The 21,591-nt window shown below is 36.3% G+C and carries 25 protein-coding genes and 1 tRNA gene; 8 read left to right on the forward strand and 18 right to left on the reverse strand.

The features are described from left to right. Positions 1-14 precede the first annotated feature (14 nt). The 11 genes from pgeF to bshC form a co-directional block, all read right to left on the reverse strand. Entirely contained in the window at positions 15-803 is a 789-nt protein-coding gene (gene pgeF / locus KRR19_RS00560) for a peptidoglycan editing factor PgeF (RefSeq protein WP_156666856.1), read from the reverse strand. A 222-nt stretch (positions 804-1,025) separates the two neighbouring features. Further along, complete coding sequence (ftsZ, locus tag KRR19_RS00565; protein WP_156666857.1) at positions 1,026-2,192, reverse strand: cell division protein FtsZ; 1,167 nt, start codon at positions 2,190-2,192, stop codon at positions 1,026-1,028. 29 nt (positions 2,193-2,221) lie between these two features. After that, on the reverse strand, positions 2,222-3,640 hold the full coding sequence (ftsA, locus tag KRR19_RS00570) for a cell division protein FtsA (RefSeq protein ID WP_002480595.1): 1,419 nt from the start codon (positions 3,638-3,640) through the stop codon (positions 2,222-2,224). Positions 3,641-3,742: 102 nt separating this feature from the next. Further along, positions 3,743-4,672, reverse strand: coding sequence for a cell division protein FtsQ/DivIB (locus KRR19_RS00575; RefSeq protein ID WP_057510999.1), 930 nt, complete (start codon positions 4,670-4,672; stop codon positions 3,743-3,745). 14 nt (positions 4,673-4,686) lie between these two features. Further along, positions 4,687-6,036 carry a UDP-N-acetylmuramoyl-L-alanine--D-glutamate ligase gene (gene murD, locus KRR19_RS00580; RefSeq protein ID WP_023015773.1) on the reverse strand — a complete coding sequence of 450 codons (1,350 nt, stop codon included), beginning with the start codon at positions 6,034-6,036 and terminating at the stop codon, positions 4,687-4,689. A 3-nt stretch (positions 6,037-6,039) separates the two neighbouring features. Then, entirely contained in the window at positions 6,040-7,005 is a 966-nt protein-coding gene (gene mraY, locus KRR19_RS00585) for a phospho-N-acetylmuramoyl-pentapeptide-transferase (RefSeq protein WP_057510997.1), read from the reverse strand. Positions 7,006-7,086: 81 nt separating this feature from the next. Next, positions 7,087-9,240: a penicillin-binding protein gene (locus tag KRR19_RS00590; protein WP_105966800.1), complete on the reverse strand. Its 2,154-nt coding sequence runs from the start codon at positions 9,238-9,240 to the stop codon at positions 7,087-7,089. Then, positions 9,221-9,619, reverse strand: a complete 399-nt coding sequence (gene ftsL, locus KRR19_RS00595) for a cell division protein FtsL (protein WP_002480590.1) — start codon at positions 9,617-9,619, stop codon at positions 9,221-9,223. Before ftsL ends, KRR19_RS00590 begins: the two co-directional genes overlap by 20 nt. Positions 9,620-9,639: 20 nt before the next feature. Further along, positions 9,640-10,575 (reverse strand): 16S rRNA (cytosine(1402)-N(4))-methyltransferase RsmH, encoded by a 936-nt coding sequence (rsmH, locus tag KRR19_RS00600; protein ID WP_156666859.1) that lies wholly within the window; start codon positions 10,573-10,575, stop codon positions 9,640-9,642. A 14-nt stretch (positions 10,576-10,589) separates the two neighbouring features. Further along, entirely contained in the window at positions 10,590-11,021 is a 432-nt protein-coding gene (mraZ, locus tag KRR19_RS00605; RefSeq protein ID WP_002480588.1) for a division/cell wall cluster transcriptional repressor MraZ, read from the reverse strand. Positions 11,022-11,164: 143 nt separating this feature from the next. Continuing rightward, on the reverse strand, positions 11,165-12,778 hold the full coding sequence (bshC, locus tag KRR19_RS00610) for a bacillithiol biosynthesis cysteine-adding enzyme BshC (RefSeq protein WP_216733393.1): 1,614 nt from the start codon (positions 12,776-12,778) through the stop codon (positions 11,165-11,167). A gap of 148 nt (positions 12,779-12,926) precedes the next feature. Between bshC and KRR19_RS00615 the strand changes: the two genes are divergently transcribed. Then, on the forward strand, positions 12,927-13,373 hold the full coding sequence (locus tag KRR19_RS00615; protein WP_002480586.1) for an N-acetyltransferase: 447 nt from the start codon (positions 12,927-12,929) through the stop codon (positions 13,371-13,373). Positions 13,374-13,463: 90 nt separating this feature from the next. Here KRR19_RS00615 and KRR19_RS00620 read toward each other — a convergent pair whose 3' ends face one another. Continuing rightward, the gene (locus KRR19_RS00620) at positions 13,464-14,144 is read right to left on the reverse strand and encodes a YjjG family noncanonical pyrimidine nucleotidase (protein WP_002480585.1); all 681 of its coding nucleotides are present in this window, start codon (positions 14,142-14,144) and stop codon (positions 13,464-13,466) included. 185 nt (positions 14,145-14,329) lie between these two features. Here KRR19_RS00620 and KRR19_RS00625 point away from each other — a divergent pair, with 185 nt between their 5' ends. From KRR19_RS00625 to KRR19_RS12160, 3 genes are all read left to right on the forward strand, one after another. Further along, a complete protein-coding gene (locus KRR19_RS00625; protein WP_156666861.1) occupies positions 14,330-15,229 on the forward strand; it encodes a hypothetical protein in 900 nt (299 codons plus the stop codon). A gap of 134 nt (positions 15,230-15,363) precedes the next feature. Next, positions 15,364-15,543, forward strand: coding sequence for a hypothetical protein (locus KRR19_RS00630; protein ID WP_156666862.1), 180 nt, complete (start codon positions 15,364-15,366; stop codon positions 15,541-15,543). Positions 15,544-15,622: 79 nt separating this feature from the next. Further along, positions 15,623-16,126 carry a hypothetical protein gene (locus KRR19_RS12160; protein WP_023015780.1) on the forward strand — a complete coding sequence of 168 codons (504 nt, stop codon included), beginning with the start codon at positions 15,623-15,625 and terminating at the stop codon, positions 16,124-16,126. A gap of 40 nt (positions 16,127-16,166) precedes the next feature. Here KRR19_RS12160 and KRR19_RS00640 read toward each other — a convergent pair. Then, positions 16,167-16,240 (reverse strand) — tRNA-Arg (locus KRR19_RS00640). 314 nt (positions 16,241-16,554) lie between these two features. Here KRR19_RS00640 and KRR19_RS00645 point away from each other — a divergent pair. The 3 genes from KRR19_RS00645 (at position 16,555) to KRR19_RS00655 (ending at position 17,932) form a co-directional block, all read left to right on the forward strand. Beyond that, positions 16,555-16,689: a beta-class phenol-soluble modulin gene (locus tag KRR19_RS00645; RefSeq protein WP_002480580.1), complete on the forward strand. Its 135-nt coding sequence runs from the start codon at positions 16,555-16,557 to the stop codon at positions 16,687-16,689. A gap of 166 nt (positions 16,690-16,855) precedes the next feature. After that, positions 16,856-17,518, forward strand: a complete 663-nt coding sequence (locus KRR19_RS00650; protein WP_070626671.1) for a 3'-5' exonuclease — start codon at positions 16,856-16,858, stop codon at positions 17,516-17,518. A 15-nt stretch (positions 17,519-17,533) separates the two neighbouring features. Continuing rightward, a complete protein-coding gene (locus KRR19_RS00655) occupies positions 17,534-17,932 on the forward strand; it encodes a YkvA family protein (RefSeq protein ID WP_156666864.1) in 399 nt (132 codons plus the stop codon). Positions 17,933-18,018: 86 nt separating this feature from the next. Here the strand turns inward: KRR19_RS00655 and KRR19_RS00660 are convergent, their stop codons facing one another. Continuing rightward, complete coding sequence (locus KRR19_RS00660) at positions 18,019-18,462, reverse strand: VOC family protein (RefSeq protein WP_023015783.1); 444 nt, start codon at positions 18,460-18,462, stop codon at positions 18,019-18,021. Positions 18,463-18,581: 119 nt separating this feature from the next. Here KRR19_RS00660 and KRR19_RS00665 point away from each other — a divergent pair, with 119 nt between their 5' ends. Further along, the gene (locus tag KRR19_RS00665) at positions 18,582-18,956 is read left to right on the forward strand and encodes a VOC family protein (protein WP_023015784.1); all 375 of its coding nucleotides are present in this window, start codon (positions 18,582-18,584) and stop codon (positions 18,954-18,956) included. 67 nt (positions 18,957-19,023) lie between these two features. On the opposite strand, the gene KRR19_RS00670 is transcribed toward KRR19_RS00665, so the two are convergent. The 4 genes from KRR19_RS00670 to KRR19_RS00685 all read right to left on the reverse strand — a co-directional run bounded on the left by KRR19_RS00670 (position 19,024) and on the right by KRR19_RS00685 (position 21,566). Then, positions 19,024-19,533, reverse strand: a complete 510-nt coding sequence (locus KRR19_RS00670) for a YfcE family phosphodiesterase (RefSeq protein WP_002480575.1) — start codon at positions 19,531-19,533, stop codon at positions 19,024-19,026. Continuing rightward, positions 19,530-20,117 (reverse strand): XTP/dITP diphosphatase, encoded by a 588-nt coding sequence (locus tag KRR19_RS00675; protein ID WP_002480574.1) that lies wholly within the window; start codon positions 20,115-20,117, stop codon positions 19,530-19,532. Before KRR19_RS00675 ends, KRR19_RS00670 begins: the two co-directional genes overlap by 4 nt. Before the next feature lie 16 nt (positions 20,118-20,133). After that, positions 20,134-20,934 (reverse strand): glutamate racemase, encoded by an 801-nt coding sequence (racE, locus tag KRR19_RS00680; protein ID WP_156666865.1) that lies wholly within the window; start codon positions 20,932-20,934, stop codon positions 20,134-20,136. Positions 20,935-21,047: 113 nt separating this feature from the next. Continuing rightward, positions 21,048-21,566, reverse strand: coding sequence for a GNAT family N-acetyltransferase (locus KRR19_RS00685; RefSeq protein WP_156666866.1), 519 nt, complete (start codon positions 21,564-21,566; stop codon positions 21,048-21,050). Positions 21,567-21,591: the final 25 nt, after the last annotated feature.

Raw genomic sequence — 21,591 nt, forward strand, 5'->3', positions numbered from 1 at the left:
TTACTCCTTACTTCTTACTGTCCGATAAATGCCAACATACGGCCAGTCTTACTTTTTTCTACCCTATATGAAAAGAATAAGTCCAAATTCTCAGAAGTCGCATAATCTGTTACGTCAATATTTTCACTCGGTACACCTGCTCGGATAAGTAATTGACGATTCGCTTCTTTTAATTCGATGCCATGACGATCTTCGCCACGTGTGTCAATAAATGTTGATGCATCAACAGGTAAGGCTTCAAATTGCGCTTTAATGTCATCATTAATTTCATAACTATTTGAAGTCGCAGGACCTATCACAACTTGCAGATCTTTCAAATCAAAAATGATATGTTCTAAAATTTCTTCTGAAATACGGCCAACTGTACCTTTCCAACCTGCATGTGCTAATGCAATAAAATGATGTTTTGGACTATAGAAATAAACAGGTACACAATCGGCATAGCACATCGTTAATAATACATCTGAATCATATGAGTACATACCATCTACTCCATGCAAAGCATCTGTTAATGTATCGATGTTTGTATTTGCGTCGTCTGTTGTCACTTCAACAACATTTGTGCCATGTGTTTGAATCGGGAAGATCCATTGTTTTCTATCATAACCGATGGCATCAGCAATGATACGTTGATGGGCATGTACATTTTCAGCAGCATCATCGATATATAATGCCATATTAAACGCGTTTTCTGGATACGGACTCTGTCCGCCTTCTCTGGTAGTGAATCCTAAAGTAATCCCTTCTGATTTCGCACCCGTATGTTCTAAATAATGTGGTTGTTTGCTAAAATTCTCTGGCATAATAATCTCTCCTATTTATAGATTGATGCCTTTTAAACTAGGTTGTCAATTTAATAGTAAAGCTAATTGCGCTTATATTCAAATATATAAAAAGTGTCATCAGATCAATCGATCTGATGACACTTTAGATTATTGTTCTCACTAGACCACTCGATGACCTGTTGCATCTAATCTTGCGTGATACTATGGTTGATTGCTCAATGCAAACTTTATAGAAAGAGATTAACGTCTAGTTCTTCTTGAACGTCTTTCTTCTCTGTTTCTGATGAAGCTTGGAATATCATCTTCTTTAGTAGTGTGTGTTCTTGATTCGCTTGATGATTCAGAACTATGAGATCTTGGCGCATGACCGATACCTTCGTCGCTTGAAGCACTTGAGCTTGTTGCGCTAGATCCGAAACCTGTATTAGATTGTTTACGTGCATGAGTAGCTGGTTTGTCTTCGAAACCAGTCGCAATTACAGTAACTACGATTTCATCTTGTAATTCAGGGTTGATAACAGTACCGAAGATCATGTTTACATCTTCATCTGCTGCATCTTGTACAATGTCAGCCGCTTCTTGTGCTTCGAATAAAGATAATGATTCTCCGCCTGTAATGTTCATTAGGACACCTTGTGCACCAACGATTGATGTTTCAAGTAATGGAGAAGAAATAGCTTTTTTAGCTGCTTCAACTGCACGGTTTTCACCAGAAGAAACACCGATACCCATTAATGCAGAACCTTGGTTAGACATGATTGTCTTAACGTCTGCAAAGTCAAGGTTTACTTCACCAGATACTGCGATTAAGTCTGAGATACCTTGTACACCTTGGCGTAATACGTTATCCGCTTCTTTGAATGCTTCCATCATTGGCGTAGATTTGTCAACGATGTCTAATAAGCGGTCGTTTGGAATTACGATTAATGTATCAACAGCTGCTTTCATTGATTCTACCCCTGCAGCAGCTTGAGTTTGACGTTTACGTCCTTCGAAACTGAATGGGCGAGTTACAACACCAACTGTTAATGCACCCATTTCTTTCGCGATCTTAGCAACAACTGGTGCAGCACCTGTACCAGTACCGCCACCCATACCAGCAGTTACGAATACCATATCAGCGCCTTGGATAGCGTCTTCGATTTGCTCGCGAGATTCTTCTGCAGCTTTTTTACCAATTTCTGGGTTCGCGCCAGCACCTAAACCACGTGTTAATTTTTCACCGATTTGGATTCTGGACTCAGCTTTAGATAAGTTTAATGCTTGACCGTCAGTGTTGATTGAAATAAATTCAACATTGTTCATTCCGTGGTCAATCATTCGGTTAACAGCGTTGTTACCTCCGCCGCCGACACCAATGACTTTTAACGTCGCTAAATGATTAAATCCTTGTTCAAATTCTAACATTTAAATTTCCTCCTAGTTTTAATGGGCAATCAATCAAATAGAGATTTCAATAATTTTTTAAATTTACTTTCTTCTTGTTTCTCATGAGATTGGTCTGAGTTATAATCAGTTTCTTGCTTAGTATTGTGTGTTTCTGGTGTTTCAGAAACTTCGTCTGTTTCAATTGATTCACCTGAAGCAGGTGTTTCATGAGTCGGTTTAGCTTGTTTTTTCTTGAACCAGTCGAAACCGCTTGCTTTTTCAGTATGCGGCTTAGGTTCTGACTCGATTACTTCCTCTTCAAATTCTTCATTATCATGATTACTAATTGTAACATAATCTAATAATTCATCAAAAGTGATACTGCTAGAAATCGTTGAAATTGCAGATGAGAATTCAGGTTTTCTGATTCCCATTTGTGAAGGTGTATGTATTCTTACCTTCTCATTAACCATATCTTGCAATAATTCACGAACACCTAACAAGTTTGCTGAACCGCCTGTTACCACAAATCCGCCGTTGACTTTCGTCAATCCTAATTCTTGCAGTAAATCAAAGACATTGAAGAAGATTTCTTCTACACGTGCTTCGATAATATCTGCTAAATCTTTTTGCGTGAATTGTGCATCTTCATCACTATCGATTTGTTCAACTGAGAAAACATCTTGATCTGATGCTGAGTTATAGAATGCATGACCATATTGATGTTTCACTTTTTCTGCTGTCGCATAAGATGTGTTAAGGCCTTGCGCAACATCATCAGTGATATCACGTCCGCCCATTTCGAATGAATCAGCGTCAACTAACTCGCCGCGTTCGAAGAATGCTACTTGCGTTAAATCTTGGCCAATGTCAATCACACATGCGCCTAACTCTTTCTCAGTCGGCGTCAAGATTGAGCCATAGTTGTATGCATCAGAATAAACATCTAATACATCCACACCGCAAGCTTCTACACATTTAATCAAGTTGACAAGAATTGATTTTTGAATCGCAATAACACCTGATTCAACTTTTAACGAATGTCTTGCAATCAATTCTTTCGGATCAGAAACTTCGTTGTCGCCATCTACGATGAAACGAATTGGGAATGTATCCACCACTTCAGTTTCTTCAACGTCGTTTTTATCTCTGATGCCTTCTAACACAGTTTCAATGTGTCTTCCGTTTATTTCAGTATCTTCATAAAATTCGATTTCATTGGTTTCATCATAAACTTCAGTAGCGACAATCGGCAATTTCAAGAATACTTCTTTAATATCAACGCCTGACGCGATTGAAGCTTTCTTAATTGTATCTTTAACAGCTTGTTTAGCTAAATCGAAATCATCGATTAAGCCATTCTTAATTCCGCTTGTATAGGTTTGTCCTGTACCTATCACATTAATTCCATTATGAAATTTTTCGCCTACTATTGTTTTTACACTAGATGAACCAATATCTACACTTACATAGTAATGTTCCTCCATAGATAGGCACCTCCTGACAATTTCTTTAAAAAATACACTATAGTTAGTTTACAATACGTTTCTATGGTTGTGAACTATAAACACATGATATTCAAGACTTTTTTAATTATTTGTACTACTTTCTTTCTGAGAATTATCTTTTGTTGTCTTATCGTCTTTCATTTGGTCATTAATTTTGTTCAAAGTATTCTGCAATTCATCTTTCGCTTTATCTTCCATTGCTGTACCTTCTTTCAATTTCACACTGCTGTCTGATGATGTTGATGAAGAAGATTTGTATGGAATAAATGAAGCACCGACATATAAATCAATATAACCTGATTTTTTCAGTTCACCAGAGTCATCACGTTCTAGTGCGCTGACCATTTCAGGATAATATTTTAATTTATCTGCAATCGTGCGTATATTGCCGATGACTTGAATGCCATCTTTCATATACAATCTGATTTTATTGCGGTTGTCTTTATCATCCGCATATTCTACTTCAGAAATCGATTGTCTGATTTCTGTCGGTATTTCCGATAAAGCTTGAATCATTTTATCGCGTCGTGATTCACTAAAACCTGATATCACTGGCGCATCATTCGGTACTTGTCCTTTATAATCTTTTAAAATATGATCATTTGAAAGCACTGGATGATATTTGCCCTTATCTTCTAACAATCCGACCAATTGATACTCAGAAACATTCACCTCTAAATTATTCGGCAATTTTCTCTTGATCTGTACGTCTTTAACGAAAGGATTTTCTTTCATTTTGTTGATGGCTTTCCCTTTGCCGAACATGTAGATTTTAGTATCTCTCTTTAAATCCAAAGCTTGTTTCGCTTCTTTATCAGAAAGATAATGATTGCCTTTAACCTCTACATGGTCAATATTACTAATTGGCGTGAACATATACAATACTATCAGAATAATTAACGCTATGAGTGTTCCAAATATTATAAGTTGAACGCGCCGCTGTTTTGCTCTGCGTTTTCGGCGTTTTTCTTTTAAGTACTCTGAATCAATTTTTCGTACTTTGTCTGCCATCCATCATCACCCTCCTACTTCGAAGGGAGATGTGAACGAAAACTGTCGATGAAAACATCTCCTCGTTCTTCAAAAGTATTGTATTGATCCCAACTTGCACATGCTGGTGATAATAAGACCACATCATTTGGTTCAATAATATCTTGAACTTTCTCCACTGCGTCTTTAACATCTGTTGCACGTACCACATACTTGCCTTGGCTTTCACCAAGCTTCGTCAACTTATCTTGTGTTTCACCAAAGGTCAACATCACACGCACATTCTTCATGTATGGAATCAATTCATCAAATCCATTTCCGCGATCTAACCCACCGCACAACCAAATGATCGGTTGTTCGAATGAATTCAACGCAAATTGCGTTGCTAAAGTATTCGTTGCTTTCGAGTCATTATAATATTTGTTCGTTTTGTTCGAACCAATATATTGCAGACGGTGTTTGATACCTGAGAATGTTGTTAGTGTATGAATGACCGCATCAATAGAAACACCTGCTAACACTGCTGCAAGTACAGCAGCTAAAATGTTTTCTAAGTTATGTTCACCAGGAAGCACAATATCATCTTTATGAATAATACGTAAACCATTCAAGACGATATATCCGTCTTTCATATAAATGCCGTTAACTTCTTGATTTGTAGAGAAATAATATGTTTTGGCTTTTAAGCCTTCTGTTTCAATCAAATGACGTTGACTGTAATTACAAATCAAGAAGTCATCTTCAGTTTGATTTTTATAAATACGTCGTTTCGCATCACGATAGTTTTCTAAAGTACCGTGATAATCTAAGTGCGCTGAATAGATATTCGTAATAATCGCAATATGTGGACGATACGTATCGATACCAAGCAATTGGAAAGATGACAACTCAGTAATTAAGTAATCTTCAGATTTTGCTTCTTGTGCAACTTTAGATGCTACAAAACCGATATTGCCTGAAAGCAGACCTTTTTGTCTGCTATTGTCGAACATGTCGCCAATTAACGAAGTCGTTGTTGTTTTACCATTTGTCCCAGTTACCGCAATAATCGGTGCTTCTGAAATCAAATAACTCAATTCGACTTCCGTTAAAATTTTCAAACCACGCTTTTCTGCTTCTTCAATCAATGGCACAGTATAGGGAATACCTGGATTTTTAACAATGATTGGATTGTCATCCAATAAAGATAATGGATGATGTCCCCCGATGACAGTTAAACCCATTTCTTTTAAATCTTTCGCATGCGGATCTTTGGAAAGGTCCCCGCCATCATTGACAGTAACTTCTGCACCAAGATGGTGTAGTAATTTAGCCGCTTCATATCCGCTTTTCGCTAATCCAACTACTAATACATGTTTTCCTTCTAATCCTTTATATTTAAGCATTGATTAATGCACTCCAATCCATAAACCTATCAAGCCTGTGATGAGTCCTGTAATCCAAAATACTGTCACAACTTTCCATTCATTCCAGCCGCATAATTCAAAGTGATGATGTAACGGACTCATCTTGAATATACGTTTGCCTGTCAATTTGAATGAAGCGACTTGTAAAATAACTGATAATGTTTCAGCAACAAATACAAATCCGATGAACAATAATGAAATTTCCGCGTTTAACATAATTGATACAGTTGCGATGATACCACCTAAAGCTAAGCTGCCTGTGTCTCCCATGAATACTTTTGCTGGGTTGACGTTATAGAATAAGAAACCAAGCAATGCGAAGACCATAATAATACAGAATGTACCTACTGCATGATTACCAAGCATAAAGCTCATAATCGCATACATAGAAAATGCAATGATAGATAAACCTGTCGCTAAACCATCTAAACCATCTGTTAAGTTGACCGCGTTAGAGAAGCCGACTTGCCAGAAGACAATGAAGACAACATAAACGACAGAAAGCGGAATTTGTACTGTTGTAAACGGAATGTGAATGCCTGTCGCAAAATGAATCATGTTAAATGTATCACTCAAGATAAAGAAGATAACCGCAATCGCAATTTGTGCTAAGAATTTTTGCTTACTTGTTAATCCTTGGTTATTCTTCTTCACGACAATGATGTAGTCATCGATAAAGCCGATCAAACCAAAACCGACTGTCACAAATAACAATAGAATAAACGGATTCGGATTATCTGAGAAGATAATCGCAATTAATGTTGCGACGATAATACTGATTAAGAACGTTAATCCACCCATCGTCGGTGTACCTGTTTTCTTCATGTGGCTTTTCGGGCCTTCTTCACGGATACTCTGTCCAAACTTCATCCTTTTTAATGTTGGAATCAGTATGGGCACTAATACTGCTGTAACTAAAAATGCGACAATTGCTAAAACATAAACCATATTGTTCTCCTTGTGTATCTTAATTTAATTTTATATGTAAGATGAGGGATGGATATCAAACGTATCCATCACCTCTTGATGCTAATCTGCTTGTGGTGCGGACAATTTCACTTCTACTTCTTTTTTATCTTTCAACGATGTATTCGGGCTGATAGATTGTTCAGAAACAAAGCCATTACCTTTCATTTTAACACGAATTCCTGTTAATGATTCGAAAGCTAAGACATCATCTTTACTCCAATCTTTCATATCAGGCATTGTCATGTCACCATCTGTTTTCATAAAGACTTTACTGTGCAGTAATGTCTTTTCATCAGCTTGCGGTAATTGCTGTGCAACCGTATCGCCTTCACCGATGACTACTGGTTTCAAGTCTTTATTTTTCACAGCTTCTTCAGCTTGATCCACAGTCTCGCCTGAAACATTTGGCACTTTGCCGAATGAATCTTTAGTTGCTTTTTCATTATCTTTACCGACATTTAAATACTTCAATGTATTTTCCATAATTGGATTAAATGCCGAGCTGACATTCATTTCATAAGCTTCTTGTTTATTTTTCTGAGCTAAGCTCATCCCAGCATAAACAATAATTTCAGGATTTTTGCTTGGCGCATGTCCGATAAAGCTTGAGAAGTATGGATAAGGACCTTTAACGTAACCGCCGTTTTCAGAGTCAGCTACTTGGGCAGTACCTGTTTTACCACCAATACGATACCCTTTGACTCTGAAGTTTTGCGCATGACTTTTCTTGCTGTTAACAACTAAGTCCAATTCTTTTTTCACTTTGTTCGCGGTATCTTCCGTAATTGGTTTGCCTGCAAATTCTTTCTCACCTTTATATAGTGTATCGTTTTTAACCGGATTGTCTATACTACTTACGAACCAAGGTTTAACCATATTCCCTTTATTAAAGAATGCAGTTTGTGCTTGCAGCATTTGGATAGGAGTGACTGTTGTAGATTGTCCGAATGCTGTTGTTTTTTGTTGTAATTCATTATCCCAGGCAATACCGCCCGCTGCTTCACCATCGAACATACCGCCTGTTGGTTTACCGAAGCCGAATTTCTCATACCATGATTTCATCTTGTCAGATCCAACCATATCTTGAAGCTGCATCATCAAGGTGTTGGATGAATAAGTGAAACCAAGACTCATTGGAATTTTACCCCAACCTGTATTGTTCCAGTCAGAGATTTCAGAACCCATGATATCTCGATGACCTGATTTATATTCCTTATCTGGTTTGAACTTACCTTCTTGAATCGCTGCGGCTAAACCATACGTCTTGAAGGTAGAACCCGGTTCATACGTATTTTGATATAGGTCATTCGCCCACTTCTTACCGAAGTCTTTTCCTGTTTCAGGGTTGAATGTCGGACGTTGACTGAAGGCTAAGATTTCACCTGTATGTGCATCCATAACTACCGCAAAGGCATCTTTTGGTGCGAAACGATCATCTAACTTATTCAAGGCTTCCTCTACAAAGACTTGGATGTTGGAGTCAATCGTTAAATGCACATCATCTCCACGTTGCGGTGCTACTTCTTGTTTAGAATTTGGTGCGATATAGCCCCAAATATCATGTACATAAGATAACATCCCACGCTTACCGGATAAATAGCTGTCGAAGATTTTTTCAACACCCATGGCACCTTTTAATTCTCCATTATCTGGATTCTTTTGTGCCATTCCAATTAAGTGAGAAGCAAAGTTTCCATTAGGATAGAAACGTTCTGTTTCAGGATATAACGCAACACCGGGCAATTTCATTTTTTCGATTTTGTCTTTTTGTTGATACGTTAAATTGCTGCCCTTACGGCCGAACTCAACTTGGAACGCTTTTTTGTTATCTAACATTTTTTCAATTTCTTTAGGTTCCATATCGATGACAGTTGCGAGCTTCTTAGCCGTTTCTTTCTTATCAACCACATGACGTGGCTTATCTGAACCTTCATCAGCTTTCTTACTGACAACTGCTGTCAGTTTAAAGCGTTCAACGTCTTCTGCGAGGACTTTGCCATTACGGTCGTAAATCTTTCCTCGTTCTGGTTGTTGTTGTGTTTGAACTAAATATTTTTCATTGGCTTTCATCACTAAGTTTTGTCCTGAAGAATGCCCTGTCAACATGACAAAGGCATACCTTAAAACCAATAGAAAAAAGAGCAGTCCGAACAAGCTGACGAGGAGGACTGCCCCTATTTTATTTTTTTTAATTTTAATTTTTCGCTTCGGCATTATTACGCACTACCTTTACATTATCGTTCTTTAAGCTCATGCCTTGTTTTTGAGCTTTATCGTAAATGCGTTCATAAGAAGAGTTCTTTTTGATTTCTGATTTTAATGCGCTGTTCTGACTTGATTGTTGTTCGATTTTATAATCTAAATCAGCAATTTTACCCTTAGTATCATAAGCATCCATTTTTAATGAAAGTATATAAATACTGATCATTGCAATCACTGCGACTAAAGATATGTATAATACCTTCTCAAATTTAGTGAGTTGTACGACAACCTTGCGCTTAACTTTCTTAGTCGGCGATGGATTGACTTCTGGGTTTTGTCTGGCGGGTTCATATTGTTCGGTATAAGGTTCATAGATTCTTTCTACAGCCATAGCAGTTTGTCACTCTCCTATCATTTTAAAATCTCTGCTACACGCAATTTCGCACTGCGAGCGCGGTTATTTTCTGCTAAATCATCATCGGTTGCTGTAATCGGTTTGCGGTTAACACGTTTTAGTTTCGGTGTATATTCCTCTGGAATAATAGGTAAACCACGGGGAACTTCAGGGCCTTTTTCATATTCTTGGAAGATTTGTTTGCATAAACGGTCTTCCAACGAATGGAAAGTAATCACTGAAATGCGTCCGTGTACTTTGACTCTTTCAATTGCTTGCTCTAATGAGTCCTCGAAAGCTTTCAATTCATCATTTACAGCAATTCTGATAGCTTGGAAGACACGCTTCGCAGGATGCCCGCCTTTACGTCTTGCTTTAGCAGGAATACCTTCTTTAATAACGTCAACCAGCTGTAAAGTTGTTTCAATGGGTTCATGTTCTCTTGTTTTTTCAATTCTTCTGGCAATCTGTTTAGAGAATTTCTCTTCACCATAACGATAGAAGATTCTGACTAAACTTTCATAAGGCCAGTCATTCACAACTTCATAAGCTGATAAAGGTTGTGTCTGGTCCATACGCATATCTAATCTAGCATCTTGGTGATAACTGAATCCTCGCTCCGGCACGTCTAACTGTGGGCTTGAAACGCCTAAGTCATAATAAATGCCGTCTACTTTGTCAATGTTCAAATCATTAAGGATTTGATTGATTTCTCTGAAATTACTGTGCACAAAAGTGACACGATCTAAGTGGTCCTTTAAGACCTCTTTCGCATTTTCAATTGCTGTCATATCTTGGTCTATCGCAATCAAATGTCCTTTGTCATTGAGTTGATTTAATAAATAAAGGGCATGGCCTGCTCCACCAAGTGTACAGTCTACATACACACCATCTTCTTTTATATTTAATTCGTCAATGGTTTCTTTTAACATGACACTTACGTGATGAAACACTTTCATTCCTCCATTTAAAAATCAAAGTCTATCAAATCTTCAGCGATATCTTCGAAACTGTCTTCAGATTCTTCATAGAAAGCGTTCCATGTAGATCTGTCCCAAATTTCGATGCGGCTAGAAACACCGATCACTGTACATTCTTTAGTTAAATTAGCGTACTCCCTTAAATTTTTAGGGATATTAATACGCCCTTGTTTATCAAGTTCCACTTCAACAGCACCTGAGAAGAACATACGCATAAACTTACGTGCGTCTCGTTTTGTCATCGGTAATGACTTCATTTTCTCCTCAATATTCTGCCATTCTTCCATAGTGTAACCGAACAAACATTTATCAAGGCCTCTGGTAATAATAAAACGTTCATTCAATTCGTATCTGAATTTAGATGGTACAATCATGCGTCCTTTTGCGTCTAATTGGTGTTCGTACTCACCCATGAACATTTATATCACCTCACCTTATTTATAATTTACCACAACTCACCACTATCCTCCACTATTTATGTGAACATATCGAAAAAAATTCATTTTTAGCATAAAAATAGCCCGTGCTCAAGACTGCGAGCACGGGCTAAACCCTTGATTCCCTAAGGTTTGATAATAATTTGATTTAAAGTGTAACGAAGTGGTAGATAGGTGGAGGGACTGAACACATCCATCCCAAAATCATTCATAATTTGTAACGCATTCCAGATTCTTTCTTGAAGACCTCCCATTGGGTGGAGGGCATCGTTAATTTCTCTAAAATGTTTCATGCTGATCGCATTTTCCCTCTCGATATTATGGAAATAACGTTTTCTGAGATAATCATACTGTGTATGATGAATTTGATTATTTTTAATCACTAAATTCTTATTATCTTCATTATCTTTTACTTCAGCTAATAACTGCTTATAGACTTCTTGCTGATTCTCTTGAAGCGCGTCTAATTGTTCTAGGAAATTATCAGATGCATGCGCTCTGATAAACTTATCTTTCTCATCATCAATACCATTGGTAATCACATCTTCAGTATTAATTTCATAGCGATTCAATAGTTTTTCAACGCGTGGTGTTAAATAAGTTATTTTCATACGTGGCAAGACAATCGGCATGTCTACATCTAAGACATCAAATGCACCTTTTAATTCTGCCCAGTATTTAATTTCACTTGGACCGCCGATAAAGCTGAGCGTATTGAACAACCACTCTTCCATAATCGGTCGTGTCACCACGTTGTTTGAAAAACGTTCAGGTTCTTGTTCTAAGATTTCAAGCAATTCCGCTTCTGTATACCCAGTTTGAGACTTACTTGTATAGAACTTACCATCTTCAAAAGTCAATAATTGACGCATGTCTTCTTCATGTAAGAATAGATGCACATTCGTGTCAGTTTGAATCATCTGACTGAACCCTGCTTCTACTGTACGTGCTTGTTGTTGTCTAAAGGCATTATCTACCGCTTCATGTTGTTTCAACATTTCTTTTAATATCGGTTGTTCAAGCTGACGCAATTTCGGATCTTGCGCATCAATGAATAGTACACCGTAATCTTTGAAGACTGTGTGTAATAACGCTTTGAAAATATCCGTCCACGTTTCATATTTTTGAATTAGAGACAACATTGTCTCATGCAGTACTTTCGTATGTTCTGTTTCTTGAAGCTGCCCCATAAATTGATCTAATGCTTCAATTAGTGCTTCCTTATCAGGCGTATAGCGTGAAACGTTACTTTCAGGCGGTGTCATAGTATGATACTTTACCTTCTGCAACATCGCTTTTTTTGGATTAAAGACATACGTGTGATTCACTTCATCGAAGTCGTGGTCCTCTCCGGCTATCCAAAAGACCGGCACTACTTCTTTTTGATATTCATCTTCTACTTGAAGACTTAAATTAACAATCGATAATATTTTATGAAAAGTATACAGCGGTCCCCCGAACAACCCTGCTTGTTGTCCACCGATGACTACTTTAGCTCCTCGACTTAATTTATCAATACTCTCTCTTTGTTGATCAGATAAATCTAAATCTGACATATATTCACCAATAATAGAAGCTAATGCTTTCTCCCTGCCGTTGCTTGGCTTGTTTAAAGCTTCTTTAAAGCTTTCAGGAGACATCGCATCATATTGGTAAAATGAATTAAGCACTGAATCGCTTGATTTTAACTTTGTCAGAAACTGATCATTCTCATTGATATTTGCGGTTAAACAATCCATACACTTTTCTCCTTAACTACTGTGTTTTCTCAATCATAGTATAATGTCTATTTCTATATAACACAATTTAACGGCTTATCGTATTCAATGCGTGTAAGCGCTATTTAATATATAATATACTTAAGAAAACAAAAGGGGGAGAAATAAAATGGGCAACATAAAACACTTAGATATTAACTATAAGACGGATGAATTGTTTGAGAACTTTAGAGAAACAAGTAATCCTAACCTCGCCTTTATTGATGAATTTGCGGGTGAAATGATTGACGCAAGTTCAGAATCACCATTTTACGGCATTTTTGTCGGGGAGAAAATTGCAGCGAGAATGGCGTTATATGAAAATGGCGAAGTTGAAGAACAATACTTCCCTGACTACGATCATTACTTAGTATTATGGAAACTAGAAGTATTACCTAATTATCAATCAAGAGGACTGGGCACAGAATTAGTAAACTTTGCGAAAGAAAAACACTTACCAATTAAAGCTATCGCAAGAAACCAATCTAAAGATTTCTTTATCAGACATGGTTTCAAAGATGTCGAAGCAAAGAACCCAGAAGGTTATGATGTATTGATTTGGGAACCAGGCCACTAAGATACACAAACAACCTTGGCATTTAATAAAAATCACTATTAAAACATAAAAATACGGTCTTGCATGTGGTGATGCAAGGCCGTATTTCTATTATAAAATTGATTTGATTTCATTTAAATTTTTAATTTCATAGTCTGGCTGAATCTGCGTTGTATTTTCTTTACCTCTATAGTTAAACCAGCATGTCGCAACACCTGCATTAATACCACCTTGGATATCAGATGTTAGCGAATCACCGATAATCAATGTACGTTCACGATCCGCATCTATACGGTCAAATACATAATCAAAGAATTCCGGCATCGGTTTTTGGAAACCTGTCACTTCTGAAATAAAAATATCATTAATCATCGATTCAAGCGGTGTTTGGGTCAGTCTGCGTAATTGCGTATCTTCAACACCATTCGTCACGATATAAAGCTTCGCATGATCTGCCATATATTGAATGGCATCTAAAGTATCGGGAAAATACTTTACCGGTGCTGTCGCAAGACCATCGCGGAACATCACATCCGCTTCATGTCCATTTACCTGCATCCCAAAACGATCAAAATAATTAATAAAACGCTCAGTCAGTACTTCTTCTTTTGTTAACTTATTCTCTTGAAACGCTTCCCAATGCGCTTGATTCACTTCTTTAAATAACGCTAAATTTTGATATGTTGGATCAAGTTGATATTCTTTGGCTAAATGAAAGAATGCTTGGTCTTCTGCATCATGAAAGTCCACAATCGTATCATCAAAATCTAACAGTATCGTTTCATACTTCATTGTTTCACCCCCATTATTCCTCATGGTAGTTGAATTTATAATATCTTGCAATAGCACTATACGTCTCTTACAAGATTTAAGCAATTAACCCATCTAACATTTAATTGTGAAACTATATTTTGTTAGATATACTAAAGAATATAAACAAACATCAATCATCTATTTGGGTATGGGAGGATAAAAATATGACCTTCACCGCGACTACCTTTTTAACTTTATGGCTGCTATTCACTCTTGTCTTTATTATCTTTTTATTCTTTACATTAAACGCTTTAGGTAAACAAGCTCGATACAAATTCAAATTGACTATTACATTGAGTTCTTTATTGTTAGGTCTCATTTGTTTTGTGGGTATTTTCACGGATCAATCACTCTACAAAAACATCAATACAAAGTTTTCTTTCAAAGATAAACTGTCCTTCTTAGACAAAAGAGATAAACCAAAACCTGCACCTCAACCAAAACAAGACACAAGTCAAAATCAAGATACAGAACACCACTATTCTCGTGATGAGATAAAATCTAAAGGATACGAATATGAACATGACTATTTCCCGGTCGATTTTAAACCTACAACCGCTTCAGGCAAAACGATCAAATCAAAAGCTGAAGCATTAAAAGTAGGCCAAGACATTGAGCCTGGATATTACCGTATTACTCCTACCGGCAAATCGTCGTCTGGAATTATCACAATGAAAAACCCTTTTGATAAGGAAGCAGAGAGTCAATTCCTTTCAAAAACTTCTGGCCCCTCTTCATTTACAACGTATCTTGTCGAAGGCCACACGCTCGTATTGAATGAAAAAGAAAAAGCAAATCACACTGAATATATCGTCGCACCAGAAAAACATAAGATGCGCACAAGTCTCACACCTGGTACTTATATCGTCGGTACCGATGTTAAACCTGGTAAGTATAAAATCAAATCAGATAACAGCGGGAACTTTATCGTCACAAGCAACAAAAAAGATGGTCCTAAATATAATGAAATCTTAAAAAAGAACTTCACCAAGTCTGTTTCACTCGATAAAGGAGACATTATTTATATAAAAGGACGCCCTATAGTGAAGCTCTCACCCCAATAGCTCATTTGCCTATCGTTATTAGCTGGCGTATAATTAAGTTCGCATGTATTTAAATTACCCTTAGACTATAATCAATGGATTAAGGGTAAATACATTATAAGAGATGTATTAATGTTTAAAGGGAGTTGAATTCAATGAATCCACGTTTAAAACGCGCGTATCAGTCATACATTGAGAAGTTTGGTGAACAACCACCAAAACCTTATATGAGTACTTTAAGTGAATACGAACAAGAAGAAGTCATCAACAAACGTATCAGAACAAACACAAAATTCTCTGATGATAAGTACTATAAAAAAATACCAGTGAGATAAATTCGATCTATTAAAAAGATGTACCTTAGTTGGTGCATCTTTTTTTAAAATATACTCATATCAATTAGGAGGTATTAAGATGGAACAATTAGGATTTCGAGAAAGCTTCATTGAAGGAAGCATTCTTGCAGAACTTGATAAAAAACAGAAAAAACAATGGAAAGAATTGAGTATTGAAGATAAGCGCCACTTTATAAAGCTTTACAAGGAAATCTTTAAATTTAATAAAGAAAAGTTTTATCAAGACTTGGAACATATCTTTCAAGAAAGAGGAATTTTAGGTGAGGAAAAGACACCAGAACAAATACAACATGATAAATTGATTGATTTCTTTAGAACACAAGGTATACCTAATCCAACCGAAACAACAATAGAAGCATTTAAGTTCCAACAAATTTTCGCTAATTTCGATAACTTCTATCATGTAATGGGACAATTCACTTTCAATATAGAGAAACAAGCACAATTTAACTACTACATGTCTCAACAAAAGCAAAATTTTATACACATCGCGCAAAGAGACAAGATAATCAAACAAAATGATGAAATCATAGAATTACTTAAAAAAATTGCTGATAAATAAGAAAAAACCCATAACCACAAGGGTTACAGGCTTTAAGCGACGTCCTGGGAGGGATTCGAACCCCCGACCGATGGCTTAGAAGGCCATTGCTCTATCCAGCTGAGCTACCAGGACATAATTTTTTAACACAAGAATTATTATATCTAATTAAAGTATTTAAATCAATACCATTCATAATAATTTCTGTTATGATTTTTCACTTTAGAAGATGTATTGCACTTATCATGACAAGTATATCACTTTTCTCAAGTAGAGAACAGTTAGGAATGCCTAAGTGTCAAGAATCTGCCAGATATACCACGGGTATGCATAGAACATTGTGAGTTAAGGAATTTAGCCCAATTAGATAAAAGATGATTGTATAGTAGAGATATCAAAGGTTGGTATTCCACTTAACCTTAAACAATACAAATATTGAGGTGACAATCATGGAAGGTTTATTCAACGCAATCCAAGCTACAATTGAAGCAGCTCAAAACGGTCAAAACTTAGAATTAGGTAAAAACATCGTAGACATCATCACAAACGGTGCTAGCATTGTAAGTAAACTCTTTGGTATCTAATATAATGCCAAACATTCACCATATTGTTTTAGTGAGAAGATCTAATAAGGTCTTCTCTTTTTTGTGTTCGAATTTATGGATTACTTTCCTCACGACCTTAATCTAAGCACCCTCCTACTATTTTATTGTAAAATAGTTATACACTTTAACTGATGGAGGTGGCGATGTGGATCAAGAAGAAGAATTGAAACGTTTAAAAACAGAAAATGAATTACTTGTCATGAAATTAAGACTTAAAGAAAAGTATATTAAAGAATTAGAAGCTGAATTAAAACAACGCAAAAGATTGCCGATTCATTATATAAAATCACAAACACTTGCGGACCACTTTGTCACACTCAAAATTGAAACAACCGGTTTAAGTTCTGATTTTCATGATGCTTTTCAAATCGCACTCGTCGAATTTAAAAATGGTCAAATGATAAACCAATATATGAAATACTTTCGACCTACACGCTTATTAACAAGAAAAGTGATACAAATGACAGGTGTTACGAATGAGTTCTTAGAAGACAAAGATTTTATTGAAAAAGAAGATATAGAAGCCATTCGTACATTTATTGGAGATAAACAAATCGTAGCGCATGCGGCAACTTTCTCTATGAAATTCCTATTACGTTATTTCGACGACTTTAATATAGATATGCCTGAATATACTGTGCTAGATACACTCCCTCTTGCGAGAAAGTTAGTGAAAGATACACCTAATCATAAATTCGACACTTTAAAGACATACTTTAACTTAGAAAACTATGAACCTGAAGATGCTTTAACCGATGCGATAGTAACAGGTCAACTTGCTTTGAAGCTAAATAAACTAAAACAATAAAGAGAGACTACATTTATGAATATCAATTTCTTACCTGCTTTGAAATCATTTGTCGCTAAAATGAACCAAGAACTGCTAGTACTCTATTTATCATCGAAGGATCAACGCACACCAATGACCGTTAAAATACTTGCAGTCTGTATCGTTGCTTATGCATTAAGTCCGATTGATTTGATTCCTGATTTCATCCCTGTTTTAGGTTATCTAGATGATATTATTATTGTGCCATTAGGTATTGCCTTGTGCTTAAAATTAATACCTGAACCTATTCTTCAAGATAATCGTCGAAAAGCATCAGAACTCAATAAAAATATCCTTTCACACAATTGGTATGCGGGTGTTTTGATTATCATCTTGTGGATAATTGTTATCAGTGTGATTGGTTATTTTATTCTCAAAAACTTTTTCTGGTAATTATCATACCTTTAACAAAAATAAGCATCCATGTCGGTTTTATTAAGACATGGATGCTTATTTCAGCTTTTATCTATTATTTTCTTTTATTGTTTTGAATGATCTTGTCCGTGCAACATCCAACGTACATTATATTTATCTGTAAATGAACCCATTTTACCGCCCCAGAATTGTTCTGCTAGTGGCATATCTACATGTACAGATTCATCATCTTTTACTTTGTCATATAAAGCTTCTACACGTTTTGCATCCGCTTCATCATTAATATCATAATCAATTAATAAAGAAATACCTTCGTTGATTTGAACATCTTTACCGAACGCATCAGATGCGTATAATGTCACACCTGCAATTGTAAATTCAGAATGCATTGTTTTATTGTCCGCTTCTTCTTCACTCACACCAAAGTTTTCAGCTTGTGATGGATCAACAGCTAAACGTTGAATATCAGTTGCGCCAAAAACCTCTTCATAATATTTTAATGCCTCTTTAGTATTGTTAAACGCTAAATATGGATATAATTGAGTCATAATCAATCCCCTTTTTATTTAATGTACTGCATTCTAATCATACCTTTTATTTGTAGTTTCAAACAACAAATAAGCGGGGATATGATGATAAGTTAAAAAAAGAAACTCGAGGTGTTAAAATGATTCAACGTTTAGACGAAGTCATGTTATATGTGAATGACCAAGAAACAGCCAAAGCTTTTTGGACAGAAAAATTAGGTTTCACTGTTTCATCCGATACAGAACAACATGGTATGCGTACTATTGTACTGCGACCATCAAGTGACGCACAAACAGCCATTGTCCTCCACAACAAACAAAAGATACAATCATTAGATTTAGGTATTAGTACAGAAACACCTTCTTTAATGTTTGCGACAGATGATATTGAACAACTCTATCAAGATTATCAAGACAAAGACATCACAGTCGGTGATTTAGTCGACATGCCTCAAGGCAGAGTCTTCAACTTTGCGGATGATGAAAATAATTATTTCGCAGTCAAACAAATCTAATAAAAAAGATGCTGAAGGATGTAAATTTTCACCCTTCAGCATCATTATTTTTAGTTATTTTTCAATTTTAACCGTTTACTTTAAATTCAACTGTTTCAATAATGTCATGATTTCTATTTCTGAAATTCAATGTGACATTTTGACTATCTACTAAAAGTTCAGCATAAGTTTCTTCCATCATACTTCTTGATTGTGAAATACTGCCTGGATTAATCACATGTACCCCTTCTATTTCTTCATAACGAGCAATATGTGTATGTCCATAAAAGGCTAACTGACAATTTTCTTCTTTAGCTTTTTCAGCTAGAAGTTGACGTGTCGTATTCACTCTGTATAAATGTCCATGTGTATAGAAAGCACGCAAGCCTTCATCACTGATGACATTTTCATTTGGAAACTCCGGATAGAAATCACAGTTACCTTTAACGCGATGGTATAAACTTAATTCTGTATCATCATATTGGAACTCTGAATCACCTAAATGCAACGCAACATCAACTTGGTCATAGTGGTTCACCACTTCAAATAAAATACCAGACTCTGTGTGGTTGTCACTTACAATAATCCAACGTCTCAAATTTGATCACCCTTTAAATAAGCTTTTAATTTATCAATTGCTTGACGTCTATGGCTGATTTCACCTTTTTCTTGATCCGTTAATTGTGCCATTGTTTTATGCATTCTTGGTACATAGAATATCGGATCATAACCGAAACCATGTTCACCTAATTTTTCCATTGTAATTACACCGCTGACTGTGCCTTCAAATGTCACAGTTTCTTCGCCTGGTGCACTCATGCTGATGACACAAACGAATTCTGCCGTACGGTGGCGGCTGTTACCTTTTAATTTCTCTAATAACTTTTCAATATTCGCATTATCATCTTTATCTTCTCCAGCATAACGCGCTGAATAAATACCAGGTTCCCCATTTAGCGCATCCACTGTTAAGCCACTGTCGTCTGCGATGACACGTTTGCCTAACGCTTTAGCTGCTGCCTCAGATTTTAATTTTGCATTTTCTTCAAATGTTGTCCCTGTTTCTTCGACATCAAAGTCTGAAATTAATTCACTGATACCAATCACATTGTATTCAGGAAAGATGACTTTAAAGTCGTTGATTTTTCCTTTGTTGTTTGTCGCAATTACTAAATCTTCCATGTCCTTCACCTCAATATTAATCCACTTTCACATGTGTTACTTCAACATTATCTATTTTTAACCATTGTCCAATGATGTATTGGATATGTTTTGTATCCCCTGTCGCAAAGAAGCGATGTTTCGGATGTGGGGTATAATGCGCATGTTCATGACTGAACGTCAATAACGCACTGACCTCACGTGCTGTTTCTAAACCAGATGATATCACAGTTTTATTACCACCGAAATAATCATAAATCGGTTGGAAGAGTAACGGATAATGCGTACATCCTAAAATTACCGTATCATCATCATTATTTCTATATTGTTTTAACGTCTGATGAATCACAATATTTGTTGCGACGGGATCATGATAACGCATTTGTTCCACTAAAGGTACAAAATCCGGACATGCAACTCCTGTGACTTCAACATGCGGATTAATCGCTTGTATATGTTTTGTATAAGCTTCTGATTTAATTGTCCCTTCAGTACCCAACACCATTACTTTATTATTTTGTGTCGTCATAATCGCAGTACGTGAACCAGGTTCAATTACACCAATTACCGGAATCGGTAATAAGGCTTTCAACGTATCTAATGCGACAGCCGTTGCGGTATTACATGCGATAACCAGCATTTTAATATCATATTCCATTAATTTATTCGCAAGCTGTACCGTGAAATCACATACTTGCTTGCCATCTCTTGGTCCATATGGACATCTGGCACTATCACCAAGATAATAGATCGTTTCATTTGGCAGCTGACGTATTATTTCTTTGGCTACAGTGAGGCCGCCGACTCCTGAGTCAATTACTCCGATGGGTTTATTCATGTCTTTTTCATCCTCACACTAAAGCATTCTTAGACTATATTTTATCATAACCCTGAATTAGATTGCATGAATGGTTATTTGGTTTCACGAGACAAAATGTAGACGAAAACGCTTTAAAGATTAAAAGCTTCAGAATAATGTACCTCTCCACTCATATTCATTAGCACATTTTCCTTCAATTCCAAAATCATTAAATAAGGTTCCATCTCTTTCATTGGTCCAAAAATATGATAAGCCGCAGCCAGTTCAAACCCGAACTTCTGATAATAAGTTGGGTCACCTAAAACTACAACTGATTGATAACCTAGTTGTCTTGCGGTTTCTAATGCTGTTTCAACCAACTTCGTTCCTACGCCTTGTCTTTGATAATTCGGCGCTACACTTAATGGTGCAAGCGCTAATGACGGCGTTTCAAACCCAATAGTAATCTTAGACATCATAATATGACCGATAATCTCCTCTTGTTCTGATAGAGCGACCAAAGAGAGTTCAGGTACATAAGCGGTACTTTTTCTTAAACGTTGGACTAATAGATGTTCCGTCTGATCACTCATCTCAACGGTTTCAAAAGCTGCTTGAATCAATCGTTCTATAGCTTGTTCATCATTTGATTGTTCTGTTCTGATTTTCATCTCCGACTTCCTTTCTTCCACTAAA

The organism is Staphylococcus sp. CWZ226, from assembly GCF_018986355.1.
Taxonomy (GTDB): domain Bacteria; phylum Bacillota; class Bacilli; order Staphylococcales; family Staphylococcaceae; genus Staphylococcus; species Staphylococcus simulans.